The sequence below is a fragment of the Citreicella sp. C3M06 genome, assembly GCF_018860705.1.
In the GTDB taxonomy this organism is placed as follows: Bacteria; Pseudomonadota; Alphaproteobacteria; order Rhodobacterales; family Rhodobacteraceae; genus Salipiger.
This window is the reverse complement of the sequence record NZ_JAHKQA010000031.1, coordinates 345-19238: the sequence shown is the minus strand read 5'-3', so window position 1 is coordinate 19238 and position 18894 is coordinate 345. Positions and strand designations below refer to the sequence as shown.

General features: G+C 65.4%; 17 protein-coding genes, 1 tRNA gene and 1 pseudogene. 11 read left to right on the top strand and 8 right to left on the bottom strand.

Going from position 1 to position 18894, the window contains the following annotated elements; genetic code table 11:
• Nucleotides 1–46: 46 nt before the first annotated feature.
• From hflK to KO516_RS06025, 4 genes are all read left to right on the top strand, one after another.
• Nucleotides 47–1189 (top strand): FtsH protease activity modulator HflK, encoded by a 1143-nt coding sequence (hflK, locus tag KO516_RS06040; RefSeq protein WP_216002895.1) that lies wholly within the window; start codon nucleotides 47–49, stop codon nucleotides 1187–1189.
• Nucleotides 1190–1192: 3 nt separating this feature from the next.
• On the top strand, nucleotides 1193–2191 hold the full coding sequence (gene hflC / locus KO516_RS06035; RefSeq protein WP_216002894.1) for a protease modulator HflC: 999 nt from the start codon (nucleotides 1193–1195) through the stop codon (nucleotides 2189–2191).
• A complete protein-coding gene (locus KO516_RS06030) occupies nucleotides 2188–2379 on the top strand; it encodes a DUF2065 domain-containing protein (protein WP_216002893.1) in 192 nt (63 codons plus the stop codon). The genes hflC and KO516_RS06030 overlap by 4 nt, the downstream gene beginning before the upstream one ends.
• Nucleotides 2380–2789: 410 nt before the next feature.
• Nucleotides 2790–4160: a Do family serine endopeptidase gene (locus tag KO516_RS06025; protein WP_216002892.1), complete on the top strand. Its 1371-nt coding sequence runs from the start codon at nucleotides 2790–2792 to the stop codon at nucleotides 4158–4160.
• Between the two features lie 181 nt (nucleotides 4161–4341).
• Here KO516_RS06025 and KO516_RS06020 read toward each other — a convergent pair whose 3' ends face one another.
• Nucleotides 4342–4866, bottom strand: a complete 525-nt coding sequence (locus KO516_RS06020; protein ID WP_216002891.1) for a peptidoglycan-binding domain-containing protein — start codon at nucleotides 4864–4866, stop codon at nucleotides 4342–4344.
• A 204-nt stretch (nucleotides 4867–5070) separates the two neighbouring features.
• On the opposite strand from KO516_RS06020, the gene KO516_RS06015 reads away from it, so the two are divergent.
• The 4 genes from KO516_RS06015 (at nucleotide 5071) to KO516_RS06000 (ending at nucleotide 8894) form a co-directional block, all read left to right on the top strand.
• Nucleotides 5071–5394 carry a 2Fe-2S iron-sulfur cluster-binding protein gene (locus KO516_RS06015; RefSeq protein WP_216002890.1) on the top strand — a complete coding sequence of 108 codons (324 nt, stop codon included), beginning with the start codon at nucleotides 5071–5073 and terminating at the stop codon, nucleotides 5392–5394.
• 53 nt (nucleotides 5395–5447) lie between these two features.
• Nucleotides 5448–6131: a VCBS repeat-containing protein gene (locus KO516_RS06010; RefSeq protein ID WP_252737441.1), complete on the top strand. Its 684-nt coding sequence runs from the start codon at nucleotides 5448–5450 to the stop codon at nucleotides 6129–6131.
• Between the two features lie 76 nt (nucleotides 6132–6207).
• Nucleotides 6208–7029 carry a TIGR00282 family metallophosphoesterase gene (locus tag KO516_RS06005; RefSeq protein WP_216002889.1) on the top strand — a complete coding sequence of 274 codons (822 nt, stop codon included), beginning with the start codon at nucleotides 6208–6210 and terminating at the stop codon, nucleotides 7027–7029.
• Nucleotides 7030–7109: 80 nt separating this feature from the next.
• On the top strand, nucleotides 7110–8894 hold the full coding sequence (locus KO516_RS06000; protein WP_216002888.1) for an SLC13 family permease: 1785 nt from the start codon (nucleotides 7110–7112) through the stop codon (nucleotides 8892–8894).
• A gap of 27 nt (nucleotides 8895–8921) precedes the next feature.
• Here KO516_RS06000 and KO516_RS05995 read toward each other — a convergent pair whose 3' ends face one another.
• Complete coding sequence (locus KO516_RS05995; RefSeq protein ID WP_216002887.1) at nucleotides 8922–9662, bottom strand: glutamine amidotransferase; 741 nt, start codon at nucleotides 9660–9662, stop codon at nucleotides 8922–8924.
• An 82-nt stretch (nucleotides 9663–9744) separates the two neighbouring features.
• Between KO516_RS05995 and KO516_RS05990 the strand changes: the two genes are divergently transcribed.
• Together KO516_RS05990 and KO516_RS05985 are read left to right on the top strand one after the other, a co-directional pair.
• On the top strand, nucleotides 9745–10977 hold the full coding sequence (locus KO516_RS05990; RefSeq protein ID WP_216002954.1) for a putative DNA modification/repair radical SAM protein: 1233 nt from the start codon (nucleotides 9745–9747) through the stop codon (nucleotides 10975–10977).
• The gene (locus tag KO516_RS05985) at nucleotides 10977–12452 is read left to right on the top strand and encodes a UdgX family uracil-DNA binding protein (RefSeq protein WP_216002886.1); all 1476 of its coding nucleotides are present in this window, start codon (nucleotides 10977–10979) and stop codon (nucleotides 12450–12452) included. The genes KO516_RS05990 and KO516_RS05985 overlap by 1 nt, the downstream gene beginning before the upstream one ends.
• Nucleotides 12453–12519: 67 nt before the next feature.
• Here the strand turns inward: KO516_RS05985 and KO516_RS05980 are convergent, their stop codons facing one another.
• Genes KO516_RS05980 through KO516_RS05965 form a run of 4 tightly spaced genes read right to left on the bottom strand, consistent with a single transcriptional unit; the run spans nucleotide 12520 to nucleotide 16388 of the window.
• Nucleotides 12520–13638 carry a DNA polymerase III subunit delta' gene (locus KO516_RS05980; protein ID WP_216002885.1) on the bottom strand — a complete coding sequence of 373 codons (1119 nt, stop codon included), beginning with the start codon at nucleotides 13636–13638 and terminating at the stop codon, nucleotides 12520–12522.
• Nucleotides 13635–14261 (bottom strand): dTMP kinase, encoded by a 627-nt coding sequence (tmk, locus tag KO516_RS05975; protein WP_216002884.1) that lies wholly within the window; start codon nucleotides 14259–14261, stop codon nucleotides 13635–13637. The genes KO516_RS05980 and tmk overlap by 4 nt, the downstream gene beginning before the upstream one ends.
• The gene (locus KO516_RS05970; RefSeq protein ID WP_216002883.1) at nucleotides 14258–15439 is read right to left on the bottom strand and encodes a D-alanyl-D-alanine carboxypeptidase family protein; all 1182 of its coding nucleotides are present in this window, start codon (nucleotides 15437–15439) and stop codon (nucleotides 14258–14260) included. Before KO516_RS05970 ends, tmk begins: the two co-directional genes overlap by 4 nt.
• 43 nt (nucleotides 15440–15482) lie before the next feature.
• Entirely contained in the window at nucleotides 15483–16388 is a 906-nt protein-coding gene (locus KO516_RS05965; RefSeq protein ID WP_252737440.1) for an SPOR domain-containing protein, read from the bottom strand.
• Between the two features lie 231 nt (nucleotides 16389–16619).
• On the opposite strand from KO516_RS05965, the gene KO516_RS05960 reads away from it, so the two are divergent.
• Nucleotides 16620–16709 (top strand) — tRNA-Ser (locus tag KO516_RS05960).
• A gap of 425 nt (nucleotides 16710–17134) precedes the next feature.
• On the opposite strand, the gene KO516_RS05955 is transcribed toward KO516_RS05960, so the two are convergent.
• A complete protein-coding gene (locus tag KO516_RS05955) occupies nucleotides 17135–18337 on the bottom strand; it encodes an IS256-like element ISPebe1 family transposase (RefSeq protein WP_216002882.1) in 1203 nt (400 codons plus the stop codon).
• 91 nt (nucleotides 18338–18428) lie between these two features.
• A pseudogene (locus KO516_RS05950) lies at nucleotides 18429–18870 on the bottom strand (very short patch repair endonuclease).
• Nucleotides 18871–18894: the final 24 nt, after the last annotated feature.

Here is an 18894-nt window from a genome sequence, read left to right as displayed (position 1 = left end):
GTTACGCTGGACAAGGGAGTCCAGAGGGAAAGAGGGACAGGAGTACATGGCAGGAAACGGCGGCGGCCCCTGGGGTGGCGGTGGAAATCAGGGCGGCTCTCGCCCGCCATCGAATGGCGGCGGCGGGAATCGCGGCGGGCGCAAGCCCGAGGATCCGCAGATCCCCGAGATCGACGAGCTGATGAAAAAAGGCCAGGAACGGCTGCGCGTGCTTATGGGCGGGCGCGGTGGCGGCAATGGCAGCGCGCCTTCGGGCGGGTCTGGCGGGCCGGGCTTTGGCAAGGGCACCGTGGCGCTGGCGGCGCTTGGCGCCCTCGCGCTCTGGGCCTACATGAGCTTTTACACCGTGCGCCCCGAAGAACAGTCTGTTGAGCTGTTTCTCGGCAAGTACAGCTCGACCGGCGATCCCGGTCTGAACTTTGCGCCTTGGCCATTTGTCACCGCCGAGGTGGTGAACGTGACATCGGAACGCACCGAGACCATCGGCGGCGGGCGCAACGGCAATTCTGAAGGGCTGATGCTGACCACCGATGCCAATGTGGTGGACATCGAATTTCAGGTGGTCTGGAACATCTCTGATCCGTCCCGCGTGTTGTTCAACATCCGCGATCCGCAGCTGACGGTTCAGGCGGTGTCCGAGGCGGTGATGCGCGAGATCATCGCCGCATCGAACCTTGCGCCGATCCTCAACCGCGACCGTGGCCTGATCGCCGACACCGCGATGGAGCAGATTCAGGCGACGCTGGATGAATATGAAAGCGGCATCAACGTGGTGCGGGTCAACCTTGATACCGCCGACCCACCGCGCGAGGTCATCGACGCCTTCCGCGAAGTGCAGGCTGCCGAGCAGGAACGCGACCGGCTGGAACGTCAGGCTGACGCCTATGCCAACCGGGTTGTCGCCGAAGCCCGCGGTGACGCGGCGCAGATCCGCGAAGAAGCCGAAGGCTATCGCGCGCAGCAGGTCAACCAGGCGGTTGGTGAGGCCAGCCGGTTCTCGGCTGTGCGCACCGAATACGCCAAGGCCCCCGAAGTCACCCGCCGCCGTCTCTATCTCGAGACCATGGAGCGCGTGCTGGGCGATGTCGACAAGACCATCCTCGATGGCTCTCTGACCGAAGGCGGGCAGGGCGTCGTGCCTTATCTGCCGCTCAATGAGCTGAACCGTCGTCCGGCAGGGGGGAACTGATCCATGCGCAAGACAGCTTATATTCTGCCCGCGGTGGTCGTGGCTCTGGTGCTGGTGCTGTCGTCGATCTTTGTAGTCGATGAACGCCAGAAGGCGCTGGTGCTTCAGTTTGGCCAGATCAAGGCCGTCAAGGAAGACCCAGGCCTCGCCTTCAAGATCCCGTTCATCCAAGAGGTCGTGTACTATGACGACCGCATCCTGTCGCTGGACACCGACACCATCGAGGTCACGCCGTCCGATGACCGCCGCCTCGTGGTCGATGCCTTCGCGCGCTACCGGATCGCCAATGTCGTGCAATTCCGTCAGGCCGTCGGCGTGGGCGGGCTGCGCACTGCCGAGGATCGCCTGTCGGGCATTCTCAACGCACAGATCCGCGAAGTTCTGGGTGCCGATCAGGTCACATCCGACGTGATCCTGTCGGCCGATCGTCGCCAGTTCTCGAACCGCATCCGCGATGCGGCGCGGGCCTCGGCACTGTCGCTCGGGCTTGATGTGGTCGATGTGCGGCTCAAGCAGACCAACCTGCCGTCGCAGAACCTCGAAGCGACCTTTGCCCGGATGCGCGCCGAGCGTGAACGCGAAGCCGCCGACGAGATCGCGCGCGGTAACGAGGCGGCGCAGCGTGTGCGCGCGCTGGCGGATCGTACCGTGGTGGAAACCCGCTCCGAAGCGCAGCGTGATGCCGATGTGACCCGCGGTGAAGCCGACGCAGAACGCAACGGCATCTTTGCAGAAGCCTATGGCGCCGACCCGGAGTTCTTTGCCTTCTACCGCTCGCTTCAGGCCTATGAGGCGGCGCTTCAGGGCGACAATTCGACCTTGGTCATGACCCCGGACTCGGAGTTCTTCGAGTACTTCAAGAGTCAGGGCGAGATGGTTCCGGTGGCGCTTGAGGCCGACGCGCCTGCATCGGCCCCGGAAGAAGAGCCTGCAAGCAACGCCCCGGCAGCGCCTGCTGCTGCACCGGCCGAGCCTGCAACCGAGGCACCCGCGTCGGAATGACGGCGACGGATATCGCGACGGGGATCGCAATGGTTCTCGTGATCGAGGGGCTGGTGTACGCACTGGCCCCTTCGCTTGTCGAACGCCTGCTGGAGGCGCTTCGCATGATGCCCATCGAGGCACGCCGCGCCCTTGGTCTGGCCTCGCTGGCGACAGGTCTGGTTCTGCTTTGGATGTTTCACGGCTGAGCCGCCCCTCATCCGCTGCGCGGCAATGCGTCGCAACGGGCGGGGTGTCCGAGCGGACCGGCATCGCGCCAGATCGGTATCCGGCAATAGCCCCACGCAGAAACAAGGCTCGGCAGTTTCCTGCAGTGGCTTGGCACCTGCCTTTTCCCGCTGCGTCATCGCGGTTCGGGCACGCGCTTTCACATGCGCTTGATGACGTTGCAACCTTTTATGACGTGGTTCTGCCGGATCACTATGTTAGCCTCGTTGAAGATAGGGCAGGACGACCGCGCACGCGGGGCATGGTGCCTGTCGCAATATAGGAGTTCCAGGTGAAACCCTTAACACTTGCTGAAATACAAGGCTCTCGGCCGCTCCGGTTATTCTGGATCGCGTCACTGTCGATTTTTCTGATCGTGTCACAGTCGTTGATGGCCCGTGCGCAGAGCATGCCCGACAGCTTTGCCGATCTTGCCGAACGCATCAGCCCGTCGGTGGTCAACATCACGACCTCGACCATGGTCGCCGGGCGCACCGGGCCGCAGGGTATCGTGCCCGAGGGCTCTCCGTTCGAGGATTTCTTCCGCGAATTTCAGGACCGTAACGGCGGTGATCGGTCTCAACCGCGCCGCTCCTCGGCTCTGGGCTCGGGCTTCGTGATTTCCGAGGACGGCTACATCGTCACCAACAACCACGTCATCGACGGCGCCGACGAGATCACCATCGAGTTCTTCGAGGGCTTTACCCTGCCGGCGACGCTGGTGGGCACTGATCCCAACACCGATATCGCGCTGCTCAAGGTCGAGGCGGACTCGCCGCTGAAATTCGTCTCGTTCGGTGACAGCGACGCCTCGCGCGTCGGCAACTGGGTGCTGGCGATGGGCAACCCGCTGGGGCAGGGGTTCTCGGTCTCTGCCGGGATCGTCTCGGCGCGCAACCGGGCGCTGTCGGGCACCTATGACGATTACATCCAGACCGACGCGGCGATCAACCGCGGCAACTCGGGCGGGCCGCTGTTCAACATGAAGGGCGAGGTGATCGGCGTGAACACCGCGATCCTGTCGCCGAACGGCGGTTCGATCGGCATCGGCTTCTCGATGGCGTCGAACGTGGTGCAGAAGGTCGTCGCCCAGCTCAAGGAATATGGCGAGACCCGCCGGGGCTGGCTTGGGGTGCGCATTCAGGACGTGACGCCCGACATGGCCGAAGCGCTTGGCCTTGCCTCTGCCAGCGGCGCGATGGTGTCCGACGTGCCCGAGGGCCCGGCCATGGATGCCGGCATGAAGGCCGGCGATGTCATCGTCAAGTTCGACGGTCGGGATGTAACCGACACCCGCGAGCTGGTCCGTGCTGTCGGCAATACCGAAGTGGGCAAATCGGTGCGCGTCGTGGTCAATCGTGGTGGCAACACCGAGACGCTGCTGATCACCCTTGGCCGGCGCGAAGAAGCCGAGCGCAGCTTCCCGGCCAGCCAGCAGTTGGCCCCGGAAGAGCCCGCCGAAACCCAGCTGATGGGGCTGACACTTTCGCCACTGACCACCGATCTGCGCGCCGAGCTGGGCCTTTCGGAAAGCGACAAGGGCCTTGCCGTGGTCGCAGTCGACGAGGGAGCGGAAGCCTTTGAAAAGGGGCTGCGTCAGGGCGATGTGATCACCGAAGCCGGTCAGGCGCAGGTGATGAGCGTGACCGATCTGCAAGACAAGATCGACGAGGCGCGCGAGGCGGGCCGCAAGTCGATCCTGCTGCTGGTGCGTCGCGGCGGCGATCCGCGCTTTGTGGCGCTGTCGCTTGACCAAAGCTGAGATCGGGTCTTTTTGACCGACGACGGGGCGCGGCTGTGAGGCCGCGCCCTTTTCATGATCTGGGCTCAGACGTAGCTCCATGTGGTCTGACCGGCTCTGTTCTGACCCGCTTGCGGACCGCCCGGAAGGGACGGCTGGTTCAGGCCATATCGATCAGACCATATCGATCAGGCCGGGTCGATCAGGCCGGTTCGATCTGGTCGATCGGGGTTGCGATGATGCCGAGAAAGCGCGCGGTTTCCAGCGACAGCTGGCCGCTGGGCAATCCGCGTTCGGTTTGCCATGTGCGGATTGCGGCGGTGGTCGGCGCATCGAGCATGCCGCTCACCGGCCCGTGGAACACCCCGCGCGCGGCCAGCGCGCGTTGCAACGTCGAGACGAAGTCGGTGGTGAAATCCTCGGGGCAGGGGCTGGCGAAGATCAGCTCTTCGCGGGGCGTCACGACGCGCGGCACCGGGGCGCGCCGATAAATCGGCGGGCGCAGGACGGTGCCATCCTCGGCGATCTCGGCCTGCACCACCTGCACTTCGCCCATCACATGTTCATAGACCGCCGGCGTGACCTCGCGCGCTTGGCAAGTGCCATCGGCAAGCCGCTCGGGGCGGGGGGCGTCGATGTCTGGCCATGGGTTGTCATCGGGCATCGCGCCGGTGCAGGCGACAAGGCACGACGCCAGCAGGGCGGCAAGGAATGGCGGGCGGATCATGCTTAGGCCTTCGGAATGGGCGCTTTGGTGGCAGGTTAGCGGGTTTGCCCCATGGGGGAAAGCGGCCCACGGGATGAGCAGTGCGCGCTGTGGTTTTCGAGAAATTTGGGTCAAGCGCATGGCGGGGGCTGGCGTATCGCAGGCGGGCTGACTAGGAACATGCGCAGCACTGCAACATCAGGACTGCCAGAAGGAACGCGTGTCATGGCGAAGATCACCTATATCGAGCACAACGGCACCGAGCACGTCGTCGAGGTCGCCACCGGGATGACCGTCATGGAAGGCGCTCGGGACAACAACATTCCGGGCATTGATGCCGATTGTGGCGGCGCCTGCGCCTGTTCCACCTGCCATGTCTATGTCCATCCCGATTGGGTCGAGAAGCTGCCCGCCAAGGATGACATGGAAGAGGACATGCTGGATTTTGCCTTTCAACCCGATCCGGCCCGCTCGCGTCTGACCTGTCAGGTCAAGGTGAGCGATGCGCTGGACGGTCTTGTCGTCCAGATGCCGGAAAAACAGATCTGAGCCGGGCCCCGCGACATCGCCCGCGCGGGTTGCGCGGTCTGGCTCGCGGCGCGTTGCTGCCGTTGTGCCTGTGGCTGGCGGGGGCTGCCGCGGCGCAGGATCCGGTTGTCGGGGCGCGGTTCGCGCTGCCGGTGACGCGTTATGGTCATGACGTGCTGGGCGGCGGGGCGGAATGGGGCGAGATGCGGATCCTGCGGCACAGCGGCGCCGAGATTGTCGTACAACTGCCCCCCAGCGCCGTGTTCGAGGATATCGCGCCGCGGCTGGTCGATCTGGGGTCGCAGACCGCCATTCTGGTCGTGCAGAGCGACCTGAGGCTTGGTGCGCGCATCACGCTTTGGGGAGATGGCGGGTTGCTTGCCGCCGGGCCATATGTCGGGCAGGCGCATCGCTGGGTGGCGCCTGTCGGGGTCGGTGATCTGGACGGCGACGGCCATGTCGAGATTGCCTATGTCGACCGCCCGCATCTGGCCAAGGTCCTGCGGGTCATCCGCTACGATCCAATGGCCACGGAAATGCGCGAAGTGGCGCATCAGCGCGGCTATTCCAACCACCGGATCGGCTGGGATCACATCGAAGGCGGGCTGCGCGATTGCGGCGACGGGCCAGAGATGGTGGTGCCCAGTGGCGACTGGGGCGATATCCGCGCCATCCGGCTGGCGCAGGGAGAGCTGATCGCGCGCCGCCTTGCGCCTTATAGCGCGGCAGGTGTGGACCGGGCCCTGAGCTGCCGCTGAGCCTTTGGTGCAAAGCACGGGCTGCGGCAAAGATGGCTCTTTGCTTTCGCGCCGCGCCCGACTAAGGCAGAGCCCCATGAGATTACTGTTTCTTGGAGACGTGATGGGGCGCGCCGGGCGCGACGCCATCGCGGGAAATCTGCCGCGGCTGCGCGACGAGTGGAAGCTGGATTTCGTCGTGGTGAACGGCGAAAATGCCTCGAACGGAATGGGGCTGACGGGCGAGCATGCCCGCGGCATCCTGAACGCTGGGGCCGACGTGGTGACGCTGGGCGATCATGCCTTCGATCAGAAGGACATGCTGAGCTTTATCGAAAGCGAGCCGCGGGTGATCCGCCCGCTGAATTTTGCCAAGCAGGCGCCGGGGCGCGGCGCCGGGCTGTTCAGCGACCGGCGCGGGCGCAAGGTGCTTGTGACACAGGTGCTAGGGCAGGTGTTCATGAAGCGGCCCTTCGACGATCCGTTCTCGGCGATGGACGAGGTGTTGCGGCGTCATCCGCTGGGCGGGCAGGCGCAGGCGATCCTTGTGGATGTGCATTGCGAGGCAACCTCGGAGAAAATGGCGATGGGCCATTTCTGCGACGGGCGGGCGAGCATGGTGGTGGGCACGCATACCCATGTGCCGACCGGGGATGCGCAGGTGCTGCCGGGCGGCACCGGCTTTTTGTCGGATGCGGGCATGTGCGGCGATTACGACAGCGTTATCGGCATGGACAAGGCCGAGCCGATGCGCCGTTTCATCACCGGCATGGCCAAGGGGCGTTTTCAGCCCGCGCTTGGCGAGGCAACGCTGAGCGGACTTTACATCGAGACGGATGACCGGACCGGCAAGGCAACCTGCGTCAAGATGGTCCGTCAGGGCGGCAGGCTCGAACAAAGCGGTCCCGAAGCCCGCTGAGCCGGGCGCGCGGCGAGCTTGCGCCGGGGCCGCGAGGTCGTCAGTATGCGGCGGGTTGAACAGGGACGGACCAAACCGACATGCAGTTCATGGACCTCGGTCAGACGACACAGGCTTGGGTAGCGATTGCTACTGTCGTGGCGATGTTCATCCTTTTCGTGCGCGAGATATATCCGACAGAGGTGGTGGCTGTCGGTGGCGTTGCGGTGCTGCTGGCGCTTGGGGTTCTGCCCTATGACGCGGCGCTGTCGGTGTTGTCGAACCCGGCGCCGTGGACGATCACCGCGATGTTCATCGTGATGGGCGCGATGGTGCGCACCGGGGCGCTGGATGCCTTTGCCAGCTATGCCCAGACGCAGGTGGCGCAGCGGCCGCGACGGGCGGTGGCTTTGATCATGCTGGTGGTGATCCTCGCCTCGGCCTTCATGAACAATACACCCGTTGTGGTGATGATGTTGCCGATCTTCGTGCAGATTTCGCATGTGCTCGGGGTGCAGCCATCCAAGCTGCTGATTCCGCTTAGCTATGCGGCGATCCTTGGTGGTACGACGACGCTGATCGGCACCTCGACCAACCTGCTGGTGGATGGGGTTGCGCGCAGCGCCGGGCTGGCCCCGTTCGGGATTTTCGAGGTGACGCCGCTGGCGGTGATCCTTGCGGCCTGGGGGATGCTGTATCTGGCGGTTGCCGGGCGGTTCCTGCTGCCCGAGCGGGTGTCGATGGCGGGCATGCTGTCGGATCGCTCGCGGATGAAATTTTTTACCGAGGCGGTGATCCCGCCGGAAAGCAACCTTGTGGGGCGCGAGGTGCTGGGGGTGCAGCTGTTCAAGCGCGACGGGGTGCGGCTGGTCGATGTGGTGCGGGGCGATCAATCGCTGCGCCGCGACTTGCAGCAGGTAACGCTTGAGGTTGGCGATCGGGTGGTTCTGCGCACCCAGATGACCGAATTGCTCAGCCTGCAACGCAACAAGTCGCTGAAGCGGGTCAATCAGATCTCAGCCAAGGAGACGACCACGGTCGAGGTGCTGATCACCCCGGGCTGCAAGATGGTTGGACGCTCGCTTGGGGCGCTGCGGCTGCGGCGTCGCTATGGTGTCTACCCGCTGGCGGTGCACCGGCGGAACCAGAACATCGGGCGCAAGCTTGACGATCTGGTGGTGCGGGTCGGGGACACATTGCTGCTGGAAGGCGCCCCCGAAGACATCAAGCGGCTCGCCGAAGAGATGGAACTGGTCGACGTGTCGCACCCCTCGGCGCGGGCGTTCCGCCGTGGCCATGCACCGATCGCCATCGGAGCCATGGCCGGGATCGTGATCCTTGCCGCGCTTGGGGTGGCGCCGATTCTGGCGCTCTCGGTGATCGCGGTGGCGGTGGTGCTTCTGGCGCGCTGCATCGATGCGGATGAGGCGTTTTCCTTTGTCGAAGGCCAGCTTCTGGCGCTGATCTTTGCCATGCTCGCCATCGGCGCGGCGCTGCAAAGCTCTGGCGCGGTCGAGCTGATCGTCGGCGCGGTGGCGCCTTTCATGCAAACCCTGCCGGGGCCGCTGCTGATCTGGGCGGTGTTCCTGCTGACCTCGGTGCTGACCGAAACGGTGAGCAACAATGCCGTTGCGGTGGTGGTCACGCCGATCGCCATCAGCCTCGCGCAGGAGCTGGGCATCGATCCGCGCCCGCTGGTGGTGGCGGTGATGGTGGCTGCCTCTTGCAGCTTCGCAACGCCCATCGGCTACCAGACCAACACGCTGGTTTATGGGCCCGGAGGCTATCGGTTTTCCGACTTCCTGCGGGTGGGCGTGCCGCTGAATGTGTCGGTCGGTGTGCTGACGGCGCTGATCGTTCCGCTGATCTGGCCCTTGGTGCCGTAAAGGCGCGCGGGGATTTTTGCTGAAATTCTAGGCCTTGCCGAAGCGCTGCACGAAATTTTTCAGGATACGCTCCGGCCAGACCACATCGGCAGAGCGGCATTCGCCTACCAGACGCTCGGCATCCTCGGGCGGGAAATAGCCCTTGTTTCGGTAGATGCGGATCCGGGTTTCAAAGCCCTGCGCGTCGGCCTCGGGGTGGAACTGTGTCGCGTAGACATTGGCGCCGTAGCGCACCATCTGGAAGGGGCAGGCGGTGCCGCTGACCAGCTGGACCAATCCCGGCACCAGCTCTTCCAGCGCTTCCTTGTGGCCGACAAAGGCATCAAAGCGTTCCGGCAGCCCGGCCAGCAGCGGATCGCTGGCGCCATCTGGCGTGAGGGTGCAGCGCACCGCGCCGACCGGCTCGCCATAGCGGCCCTTGGCGACGCGGGCGCCAAGATGCGCGCCCAGAATGCCGATGCCATAGCAGCAGCCAAGAAAGGGCACATCCTGCGCCGTGATGGCTGGCATCAGCGACAGGCAGGCGGCCTCGATCCGCGCTTCCATCGGCGATTTTTCCTGCGGGGCGTCCGACACGCAGCCCGGCCCGCCGCCCACGATCACCCCGGCATAATCGCGCGGGTCAAGCCCGGCAGGCAGGTCTTCGCAATCCAGCCGAATGCGGTGAACGTCGCCGGAATCCAGCCCGGCCTTCGACAGAAAGGCGGCGAATTCATTGTCACTGGCCTCGGGCTCGGGGCGCAGTTGCAGGATCAGGAAGCGGCTCATGCCCTGTCCTACCCCGCCGAGCCGTTCAAGAAAAGGGGAGCGGGGCTTGCCGGTGCCCTTATGAGAACATATCATGAACAACATGGCTGGTTTGACCCTTGATGAAAAGCTCGCGATTCTATCGGATGCGGCAAAATACGATGCCTCCTGCGCGTCCAGCGGCGGGCAGAAACGCAATTCGCGGGATGGCAAGGGGCTTGGCTCGACCACCGGCTCTGGCATTTGCCACGCCTACACGCCGGACGGGCGATGCATCAGCCTGCTCAAGATCCTGATGACCAATTTCTGCATTTATGACTGTGCGTACTGTGTGAATCGCGTCAGCTCGAACGTGCAGCGGGCGCGGTTCAGCCCCGAAGAGGTGGTGCATCTGACGCTGGAATTCTACCGGCGCAATTATATCGAAGGGCTGTTCCTGTCCTCGGGCATCATCCGCAGCCCGGATGAGACCATGGCCGATATGGTGCGCATCGCGCGCAGCTTGCGATGCGAGCATCACTTTCGCGGCTACATTCATCTCAAGACCATCCCGGACGCCGACCCGATGCTGATCGAACAGGCGGGGCTTTATGCCGACCGCCTGTCGATCAATGTCGAACTGCCGACCGATGCATCCGTCACCCGCTACGCGCCGGAGAAGAAACCGGCGCAGATCCGCAAGGCGATGGCCGACGTGCGGCTCAAGCGCGAAGAGCGCAAGGACGCCAGCTTTACCGGCAAGCGCCCGCCGCGCTTTGCCCCTGCCGGGCAATCGACGCAGATGATCGTCGGGGCAGATGGGGCGAATGATGCACAGATTCTCAAGACCTCGACCCGGCTTTATTCGGGGTACGAGCTGCGGCGGGTGTATTATTCGGCTTTCTCGCCGATCCCCGACAGCAGCGCGGCATTGCCGCTGGTCCGCCCGCCACTGATGCGCGAGCATCGGCTGTATCAGGCGGATTGGCTGCTGCGGTTTTATGGCTTCGATCTGGCCGAGATCACCGAGGCCGCGCCGGACGGTAACCTCGATCTGGAGATCGACCCGAAGCTGGCATGGGCGCTGGCCAACCGGCACCGCTTTCCGGTGGATGTGAACCGGGCTGAGCGCGAGCTGCTGCTGCGCATTCCCGGGGTCGGCACCAAGAGCACCCAGCGCATTCTGGCGACCCGCCGCCATCGGACGCTACGCTACGAGGATCTGCGGCGCATGGGGGTGGGCCTGAAACAGGCACGGCCTTTCCTGACGGCGCTGGACTGGCACCCGCGCGGCCTTGATGCGCAGGATCTGCGGGCGCGCTTTGCCCCGCCGCCCGAACAGTTGCAGCTGATCTGATGCGCCGGGTCTGCCTGCCCGAGATCGGCACCTTCGATGCGTGGCGCAACGAGGCGCGGGCGTTGCTGGGGGCGGGCGTGCCGCCCGAAGCGGTGCTCTGGTCGCGCGGCGAGGCCGAGGCGGATCTGTTCTCCGAGCCGCTGCCAACGCCAGAGGGGGCGCCGGTGAGCGTATCAAAGGGCTTTGTCGAGCTTGCCCGGCTGGTGGTCTGGCACCGCGATCCTGAGCGCTTCGCGCGGCTTTATGCGCTGCTCTGGGCGCTTCGGGGTGAGCGACATCTTCTGGAGGATCGCGGCGATGCCCGCGTTGACCGGCTGCGCAAGATGGCCAAGGACGTCAGCCGCGACCGGCACAAGATGACCGCCTTTGTGCGCTTTCGCGAGATCGATGCGCCGGGGGCCAATCGCCGCCGCTTTGCCGCATGGTTCGAGCCAACGCACCCGATCCTTGAACTGGCCGCGCCGTTCTTTGCCAGCCGGTTCGGTGATATGGACTGGTCGATTTTCACCCCCGACCTGTCGGCGCATTTCGAGGCCGGGACGCTGCGGTTTGCGCCTGCGGTGGGGCGCCCCGAGATCGGCGAGGACGAGGCCGAGGAGCTCTGGCGCACCTATTTCCGCAACATCTTCAATCCGGCGCGGCTGAAGGTAGAGGCGATGCAGGCAGAGATGCCGCAGAAATACTGGCGCAACCTGCCAGAGGCGGCGCTGATCCCCGAGTTGATCGCCGGGGCGCAGGCCCGCGCCGAAGAGATGGCGCGGGCTGCGCCCACGCTGCCCCCGCTGCGGGCAGAGCGCATCCTTGCGCGGGCGGCGGCGGTACCGGCGGGGCGCGATGGCTTTGTCGAGGCACTGCACGGTTGCCGACGGTGCCCGTTGTGGGATGGCGCGACGCAGGCAGTGCCCGGCGAAGGGCCGCCCGATGCGCGGCTGATGATCGTCGGCGAGCAACCGGGCGATCAGGAGGACTTGCAGGGGCGCCCCTTTGTCGGCTCGGCTGGCCAATTGTTCGACGCGGTGGCAGCGCGGGTGGGATTGCGGCGCGAGCAAGCCTACGTGACAAACGCAGTGAAGCATTTCAAGTTCACCCCGCGCGGGCGGCGGCGCTTGCATCAGGCGCCGAACGCTGGCGAAATCCAGCAATGTCGCTGGTGGCTGGATCTGGAACGCGAGCGGCTGCGCCCGGCGCTGATCCTTGCCATGGGGGGCACCGCGGCGGAGAGCCTGACCGGCAGCCGGGCGCGGCTTGGGGTGCGGCGGGGCAGCGTTGAGCGGCTGGAGGATGGCACCCCGGTGCTGCTGACATGGCATCCGTCTTATTTGCTGCGCTTGCCCGACGCGCAGCGCGGCGCGGCGGAGGCGGGGTTTGAGGCGGATCTGCGGCAGACGGCGCTTTGGCTCAGGGAGTTGCCGAGGCAGGAGAGCGAAGAGGGGGGCGCTGCCCCCCGCGCGATGCGCTCCCCCCGGGATATTTGAGGCCAGAAGAAGGCTGGGCGCGGCAAGAAGGCTGGGCGCGGCAAGAAGGCTGGGCGCGGCGATCGGATCAGGCGGCGCGGGCCAGTTGCAGTACGAGATCAAGGACCAGCGCGGCGGGGTCGACGTTGACGGCGCGGGCGTGGCGGGCGCGGTCCCCGGCGTGTTGGGCCAGATCAGCCCAACGGCGTGCGCTATGCGGGTTCGGCGCGAGGCGGGTGAGGATGTCGGCCTCGTGCGGGGCGGCTTCGGGCGCGGGCGGCTGGCCGGTGACGCCAGTGCGGACCAGCCGGGCCATCAGCGTGTCGGTCAGGGAGAGCGCAAGATCGAGCCGTGCTTCCTTGCCCTTGCCGGCGGTGCTTTCGCCAAGCGCGATGGCGCGCGGGCGGTCGAGGCGCGGGGCGGTTCCCAGCAGGGCCACCAGATCGGCGTAAAGGCGCAGGCCGTCGTGGTTCAGCAGCCGTATCGCCGCCCCGACCGAGCCCGAGGACAGCGCGGCCAGCGCTTGTGCGTCATCGCTGCGCAGCTCGGCCCCGGCCTGACCGATGGCGCGGGCCATGTCTTCGGCGTCGAGCGGGGCGAGGCGCAGCTCGCGGCAGCGCGAGCGGATCGTGGGCAGCAGGCGCGAGGGCTGGTGGGCGACCATCAGCAGCGTGGTATTGGCGGGCGGTTCTTCGAGCAGTTTCAGAATGGCATTGGCGGCGTTGGTGTTCAGCTCGTCCATTGCATCGACAATGACCACGCGGCGCCCGCCATCTGCGGCGGACAGGCTGAAGAAGCCTTTGAGCTTGCGCACCTCTTCGATGGTAAGCTGGGTGCGCAGGCGTTTGGCCTTGTCGTCCCAGCCGCGGCGCAGCAGGAACAGGCCGGGTTCGGACAGCGCCAGCATCCGGCGCGCGACCGGGTGATCCGGGGAAATGTCGAGCGTTGTGGGGGGCGGAGGTGCACCGAACAGCCCGTCGCCGGCATCGGGCGGCGTTGCCAGCAGGAAGCGCGCGATGCGCCATGCCAGAGTCGCCTTGCCAAGCCCCTTGGCGCCGGTGAGCAGCCAGCCGTGATGCAGCCGGCCGGCGCTGTAGGCCTTTAGAAAGGTGGCCTCGGCGTTATCCTGCCCGAAGAGCCGTGCGGTTTCGCGCGGATGCGGAGCGCCGTCGACCTGATCTGGCTGGGGAAGATCGGGATCGCTCATGTATGGGCTTTCAGGGTATCCGCGATGTCTTTGGCCACCGCATCGGGGGCGCGGTTGCCGTCGATCACGGTGATGCGGTCGGGAAAATCACGCGCCAGCGCAAGAAAGCCCGCGCGCATCCGTTCCTGAAGCGGCAGGCCGAAATCCTCGAAGCGTTCCTCGGCGGTGGCGCGGGCCTTGGCGCGGGTGAGCGCGGCGGCCGGGTCCATGTCGATCAGCAGCGTCAGGTCCGGCTCGACGCCGATCATCAGCGCGTGCAGCGTGTCGACCGCAGCGCGCAGATCGCCCCGTGACAGGCCCTGATACATTCGCGTGCTGTCGGCGAACCGATCGCAGATCACGATGGCGCCGCGGGCCAGCGCCGGGCGGATGGTGCGTTCGAGATGATCGCGGCGGGCGGCGGTGAACAGCAACAGCTCGGTCTCTGCCGACCAGCGATCCGGCTCGCCCTGAAGCACCAGCGCGCGGATTTCCTCGGCCCCGGCAGAGCCGCCCGGCTCGCGCGTCAGGACCACCTCGCGCCCCTCGGTGCGCAGATGATCGGCCAGACGCCGTGCCTGGGTGGACTTGCCAGAGCCGTCTATGCCTTCGAAGCTGACGAACAGCCCGGGGCGCGTCGTCACATTGCCTCTCCGGTTTCGGGACCGGTTTCCTGAATGCGGCCCAGCAGCACCTGGCTGACGGTCATCATGCGCTTGCCGAAACCGCCGCTGTTGACCTCATGCGCCGCAAACAGCGGCACCCGGTGTTCGGGCAGGCCTTCGGGGCGGATGATCAGTTCTGCCAGTTGCTGCCCGGCGGAAATCGGTGCCCGGAGCGGGCCGGTGTAGACCACCTCGGCGTCAAGCCGCGTGCCGGGGGTGACCGGCACCAGCAACGTCACGTCTTCTTTTGCGACCAGCGCGACGCTGTCCTGCGCGCCGAGCCAGACATCGGCGCGGGTCAGTTCGGTGTCTTTCTTCAGCAATGTGCGTTCGGCGAACTGGCGGAAGGCCCAGTTGACGATGGATTCGCTTTGCTCGGCGCGGCCGCGCTCGCTCTCGAGCCCGGTGATGGCAAACACAACCCGGCGCCCGTCCTGCTTGGCCGATCCGACAAGGCCATAGCCCGCCTCGGAGGTGTGCCCGGTCTTGAGCCCGTCGGCCCCGATATCGAGCTTGAGCAGCGGGTTGCGGTTGTGAATGTTCGATGGCGCGCGCCCGTCAAAGGCAAAGGTCTTTTCCGAGAAGATCGGGTAGAACTGCGGGAAATCCTCGATGATATGGCTCGCCAGCAGCGTCAGATCGCGCATCGACATACGCTGGTTGGGGTCTGGCCAGCCGCTGGCATTGGCAAATTGCGATCCGGTCATGCCAAGCTGCTGGGCGCGGCGGGTCATCAGATCGGCAAAACCGGCCTCGGTGCCATCGGGGCTGAGCGCCTCGGCGATCACGGCGCAGGCATCATTGCCCGACAGCACGATGATGCCGCGCAGCAGATCCTCGACGCGGGGCCGGTCTTGCGTGTTGAGAAACATCGTCGAGCCGCCATAGGACATGGCGTGCTGGCTGACCGGCAGGGTCTCATCAAGCGACAGCCGCCCGTCGCGGATCGCCTCGAACGCCATGTACAGCGTCATCAGTTTCGACATTGATGCCGGCGGCAGCGACTCGTCGGCGTTCTTGGCCATCAGCACCGTGCCGGTGGTGTAATCGAGCACGAAGGCGGCGCGGGCCGAGGTATCAAAAGCGCTGGCCTGCGCGGCAACAAGCGCAAGGGCAGAGGCGGCGAACAGCCTGCGAAACGGGCGCGAAAGGGTCATCTGATGTCGTCCTCGTCTGCCGGGCTAGGGCCGCCCGGTCTGGTCAGTTGCTGACGGCGTAGGCGTCGGTGAAGCCGGCGGCCTTGATTTTCTTGAGCAGGGCATCGCGTTCCGATGCGGATTGGGCCGGGCCCACGATCACCCGCCAGAAGGTCTTGCCCGAGCTTTCCTGCTTGCGCACCGTCGGCACCATGCCCTGCTGGCGCATGGCGGTGGCGGTGTTGTCGGCGTTCTGTTCAATACTGAAGATGCCGATCTGAAGGAAGGGCTTGTCCAGCGTCGAGGCGGGCTTGGGCGCGGGTTTGGCAGCCTCTGGCGCCGGAGCGGGGGCCGCCGCAGGCGCCGCGTCGATCGCGGCAGAGGCGGCACCGGCCACCGGGTCAAGCGTCGTTTCGGTGACCTCTGTCGCCTCGGGCACCGTGGCGGTTTTTTCCGCAGGCGCGGGGGCGACTTCGACCAGTTCGCGGCGCAGCGCGATCACGTCGAGGTTGGTCGGCGCACCGGCCAGCATTTCAAGCGCGGCGGCGGCATCCGAAGACACCTGAAGGCGCGGGCCGGGCGATTGACGCTCGCGGCGAAACAGCGCGCCAATGACGAACTGGCCGTTGGTCTGGTTGCGGATGATGACCCGCTCGGGGTCCTTGACGTCGGGATGCGCCACCCAGACACCGCCCAGCGACGGGCGCCCATCCCAGAGCCCGGCCTCGGTGGCATGAAAGATCTCAGGTGCTTCGATATCGCGTTCGGCGGTGGTCCCGGCGCGCGCTGCGGTCTCCTCCGCGGCCACGGTGCTGGGTTTTTGCTGCATGAAACCGGGCATCTTCATGTCGTCGCAGGCGGCGAGAGTCGTCAGCCCCGCGATCACAAAGACCAGCCGGCGCGATCTGGCCCGCCGAGAGGAAATCACCTTGCCCATGCTTCGTCCCTTGCCTGTCTTGCGGGTCTTCATGCCCTGTTTTCTGCCTGGACCTGCTGGCCCGCTTGCGATTCCGATCCGCCCGCGAGCCCGATCCGCCCTGATCGAGGTCAGCAGATCACAGAATATGCCCGGAGGTTTCGGCGCTGCGCCGCAGAGTAGCGGCTGGATTGCCGCATGAAAAGACCGCTTTGCGTGATCGGCAGAGTTTCCGCACGGGGGTGCTTTCAGAATCGCGTGAACGGGGGTATTGGCCGTCAGACCGGAGGTTTGGCAGAGTGGTCGAATGCGGCGGTCTTGAAAACCGTTGGGCGTGAGAGCGTCCCCAGGGTTCGAATCCCTGAGCCTCCGCCAAATAGTCCCTGAGAAAAGCTCCTCTGTCCCGAAAGCGCATGGGATTTTCTCGTGTTTTCAATGGGGTTTGCGGGAGGGGCTGAACACTGGCCTCTGTGCCCGGAGGCCCGAAAGCAGTCTCTCCGGGCCAATTTTCTCCGAACCTAGTGACTGCGCCGATTTGGTGAATTGGTTGCAAGTCACTAAAATAAAATGCCTTTGCGGAGTCCCTGACTAAACACTTCGACGCCAGTGGCATGCGCAAGAAGACACTCAGATCGAACATTCAACGGGCACTTCATACCATGCAGGCTGCACCAATCAGCTGGACGACCTGACATCTTCGCCTTCTCACGTAGGTGGCGAGATTTCGCGCTCGCCGGATGATGTCCCGAGAGATGGTGTAGCTCACCGCAGGCCTCAGGCTTTCGCGCGGGCCGAGTTGGTCAGTCGCTCTGCGCTGCAGGCAGGCTGACATTGAGATCATCGCAGACGGGCGCGAGCGTTTCCAGCGTCATGTATCTGGCGCGTTGGACCGTCCATTCCTCGGTCTGCTCCATGAGGATCGCACCGACGAGGCGCCGGATCGATGCCTCGTTCGGAAAGATACCGACGACGTCCGTGCGTCGCTTGATCTCGCCGTTCAGCCGCTCGATCGGATTGGTGCTGTGCAGCTTGGTGCGATGCTGGGCCGGGAAGGTCATATAGGCCAGGACGTCCTCCTCGGCCGTGTCCATGAGCGTGGCCAGTTTGGGGAGCTTGCCGCGCATCTGGTCCGCCACGAGACGCCACTGGGCCTTTGCCGCCGCGTGGTCGGGTTGGGCAAAGGCCGTGGCGATGAAGGCCGAGACCACCCGGCGGCTGTTCTTGCCGGCATGGGCGAGCGGATTGCGCTGGAAGTGGACCCGGCAGCGCTGCCAGGTCGTGGACAGGACCCGGGCGGTGGCGGCTTTGATGCCCTCATGCGCATCGCTGATCACCAGCTTCACGCCGCCGAGGCCGCGCCGGACGAGGTCACGCAGGAACTCGGTCCAGAAAGGTTCGGCCTCGGAGGCGCCGATCGCCATGCCCAGTACCTCGCGCCTGCCGTCGGTGTTGACGCCCACCGCGAGCGTGACCGCCACGGATACGATCCGCTCGCCCTGACGCACCTTGAGATAGGTGGCATCAATCCAGAGGTAGGGCCATTCGCCCTCGATCGGCCGCGTCAGGAAGGCGTCGACACGCTCGTCGATCTCTTCGCACAGGCGGCTCACCTGGCTCTTCGATACCCCAGTGCCGCCCATGGCCTGCACTAGGTCGTCCATCGACCGCGTCGAAACGCCATGGACATAGGCTTCCTGGATCACGGCGGTCAGCGCCTTCTCAACCGAGCGCCGCGGCTCGAGAAACGAGGGGAAATAGGAGCCGGTGCGCAGGCGCGGGATGCGCAGCTCGACGCTGCCCGCACGGGTCTGCCAGTCCCGATCGCGGTAGCCGTTGCGCTGCGCCAGGCGCTCGCTGCTCTTCTCGCCATAGTCAGCACCGGTCTTGGCGCCAACCTCCAGCTCCATAAGCCGCTCGGCAGCAAAACCGATCATCTCGCGAAGCAGGTCGGCATCGGCGCTCTTCTCTACCAGCGCACGCAGGTCCATCATGGGTTTTGTCATCGGGTCTATCCCTCGGTTCAGGTCGGTGTCAGCAACCCGACCCTACCGAGAAACCCGATGGCCACCGAAAGCTACACCACGACCTGGGACGTCACCGCCCGCCGAGCTTGAGCGTCTCAGTTTCGGAGAGCAACCATGTTGAAAGCCGGTCGGCCGCTGCCGCGATCTGTTCCGGCTTTCGAAGGGTACACTCCCAGATCGTAGCGACGCGCCAGCCTGCTTCGAGCAGCGCGGTCCGAACGGCGCTGTCCCGCGCAACGTTCGCGGCGAACTTCACCTCCCAGAATCCGGTGTGCGTCTTGGGGTTGGTTGCGTAGCGGCATTCGGCATGCCGATGCCAGAAGCAGCCGTGTACAAAGACGACTGCGCGGTACTTGGGAAAGACGGCGCCCCCTGAGCCCGCGTACGTGCAGTCGGTAACGGAACCCTCTTGAGTGTAGTGCTCTGCGAACCGCGATCTCAGGGGTGGTATCCTTCTGCCCGGTACTCGCCATGATACGAGAGCGTGTCTGCGGGTCGACCACGTCAGTCATTGCTTAGGTGTTTGATCCCGCGGT

Coding starts and splice junctions, on each gene's coding strand:
- hflC (WP_216002894.1), top strand. CDS start 1,193: ATGCGCAAGACAGCTTATATTCTGCCCGCGGTGGTCGTGGCTCTGGTG.
- KO516_RS05955 (WP_216002882.1), bottom strand. CDS start 18,337: ATGACAAAACCCATGATGGACCTGCGTGCGCTGGTAGAGAAGAGCGCC.
- KO516_RS05980 (WP_216002885.1), bottom strand. CDS start 13,638: ATGAGCGATCCCGATCTTCCCCAGCCAGATCAGGTCGACGGCGCTCCG.
- KO516_RS05990 (WP_216002954.1), top strand. CDS start 9,745: ATGGCTGGTTTGACCCTTGATGAAAAGCTCGCGATTCTATCGGATGCG.
- KO516_RS06015 (WP_216002890.1), top strand. CDS start 5,071: ATGGCGAAGATCACCTATATCGAGCACAACGGCACCGAGCACGTCGTC.
- KO516_RS06025 (WP_216002892.1), top strand. CDS start 2,790: ATGGCCCGTGCGCAGAGCATGCCCGACAGCTTTGCCGATCTTGCCGAA.
- KO516_RS05985 (WP_216002886.1), top strand. CDS start 10,977: ATGCGCCGGGTCTGCCTGCCCGAGATCGGCACCTTCGATGCGTGGCGC.
- KO516_RS05970 (WP_216002883.1), bottom strand. CDS start 15,439: ATGACCCTTTCGCGCCCGTTTCGCAGGCTGTTCGCCGCCTCTGCCCTT.
- hflK (WP_216002895.1), top strand. CDS start 47: ATGGCAGGAAACGGCGGCGGCCCCTGGGGTGGCGGTGGAAATCAGGGC.
- KO516_RS05965 (WP_252737440.1), bottom strand. CDS start 16,388: ATGAAGACCCGCAAGACAGGCAAGGGACGAAGCATGGGCAAGGTGATT.
- KO516_RS06000 (WP_216002888.1), top strand. CDS start 7,110: ATGCAGTTCATGGACCTCGGTCAGACGACACAGGCTTGGGTAGCGATT.
- KO516_RS05995 (WP_216002887.1), bottom strand. CDS start 9,662: ATGAGCCGCTTCCTGATCCTGCAACTGCGCCCCGAGCCCGAGGCCAGT.
- KO516_RS06030 (WP_216002893.1), top strand. CDS start 2,188: ATGACGGCGACGGATATCGCGACGGGGATCGCAATGGTTCTCGTGATC.
- KO516_RS06005 (WP_216002889.1), top strand. CDS start 6,208: ATGAGATTACTGTTTCTTGGAGACGTGATGGGGCGCGCCGGGCGCGAC.
- KO516_RS06020 (WP_216002891.1), bottom strand. CDS start 4,866: ATGATCCGCCCGCCATTCCTTGCCGCCCTGCTGGCGTCGTGCCTTGTC.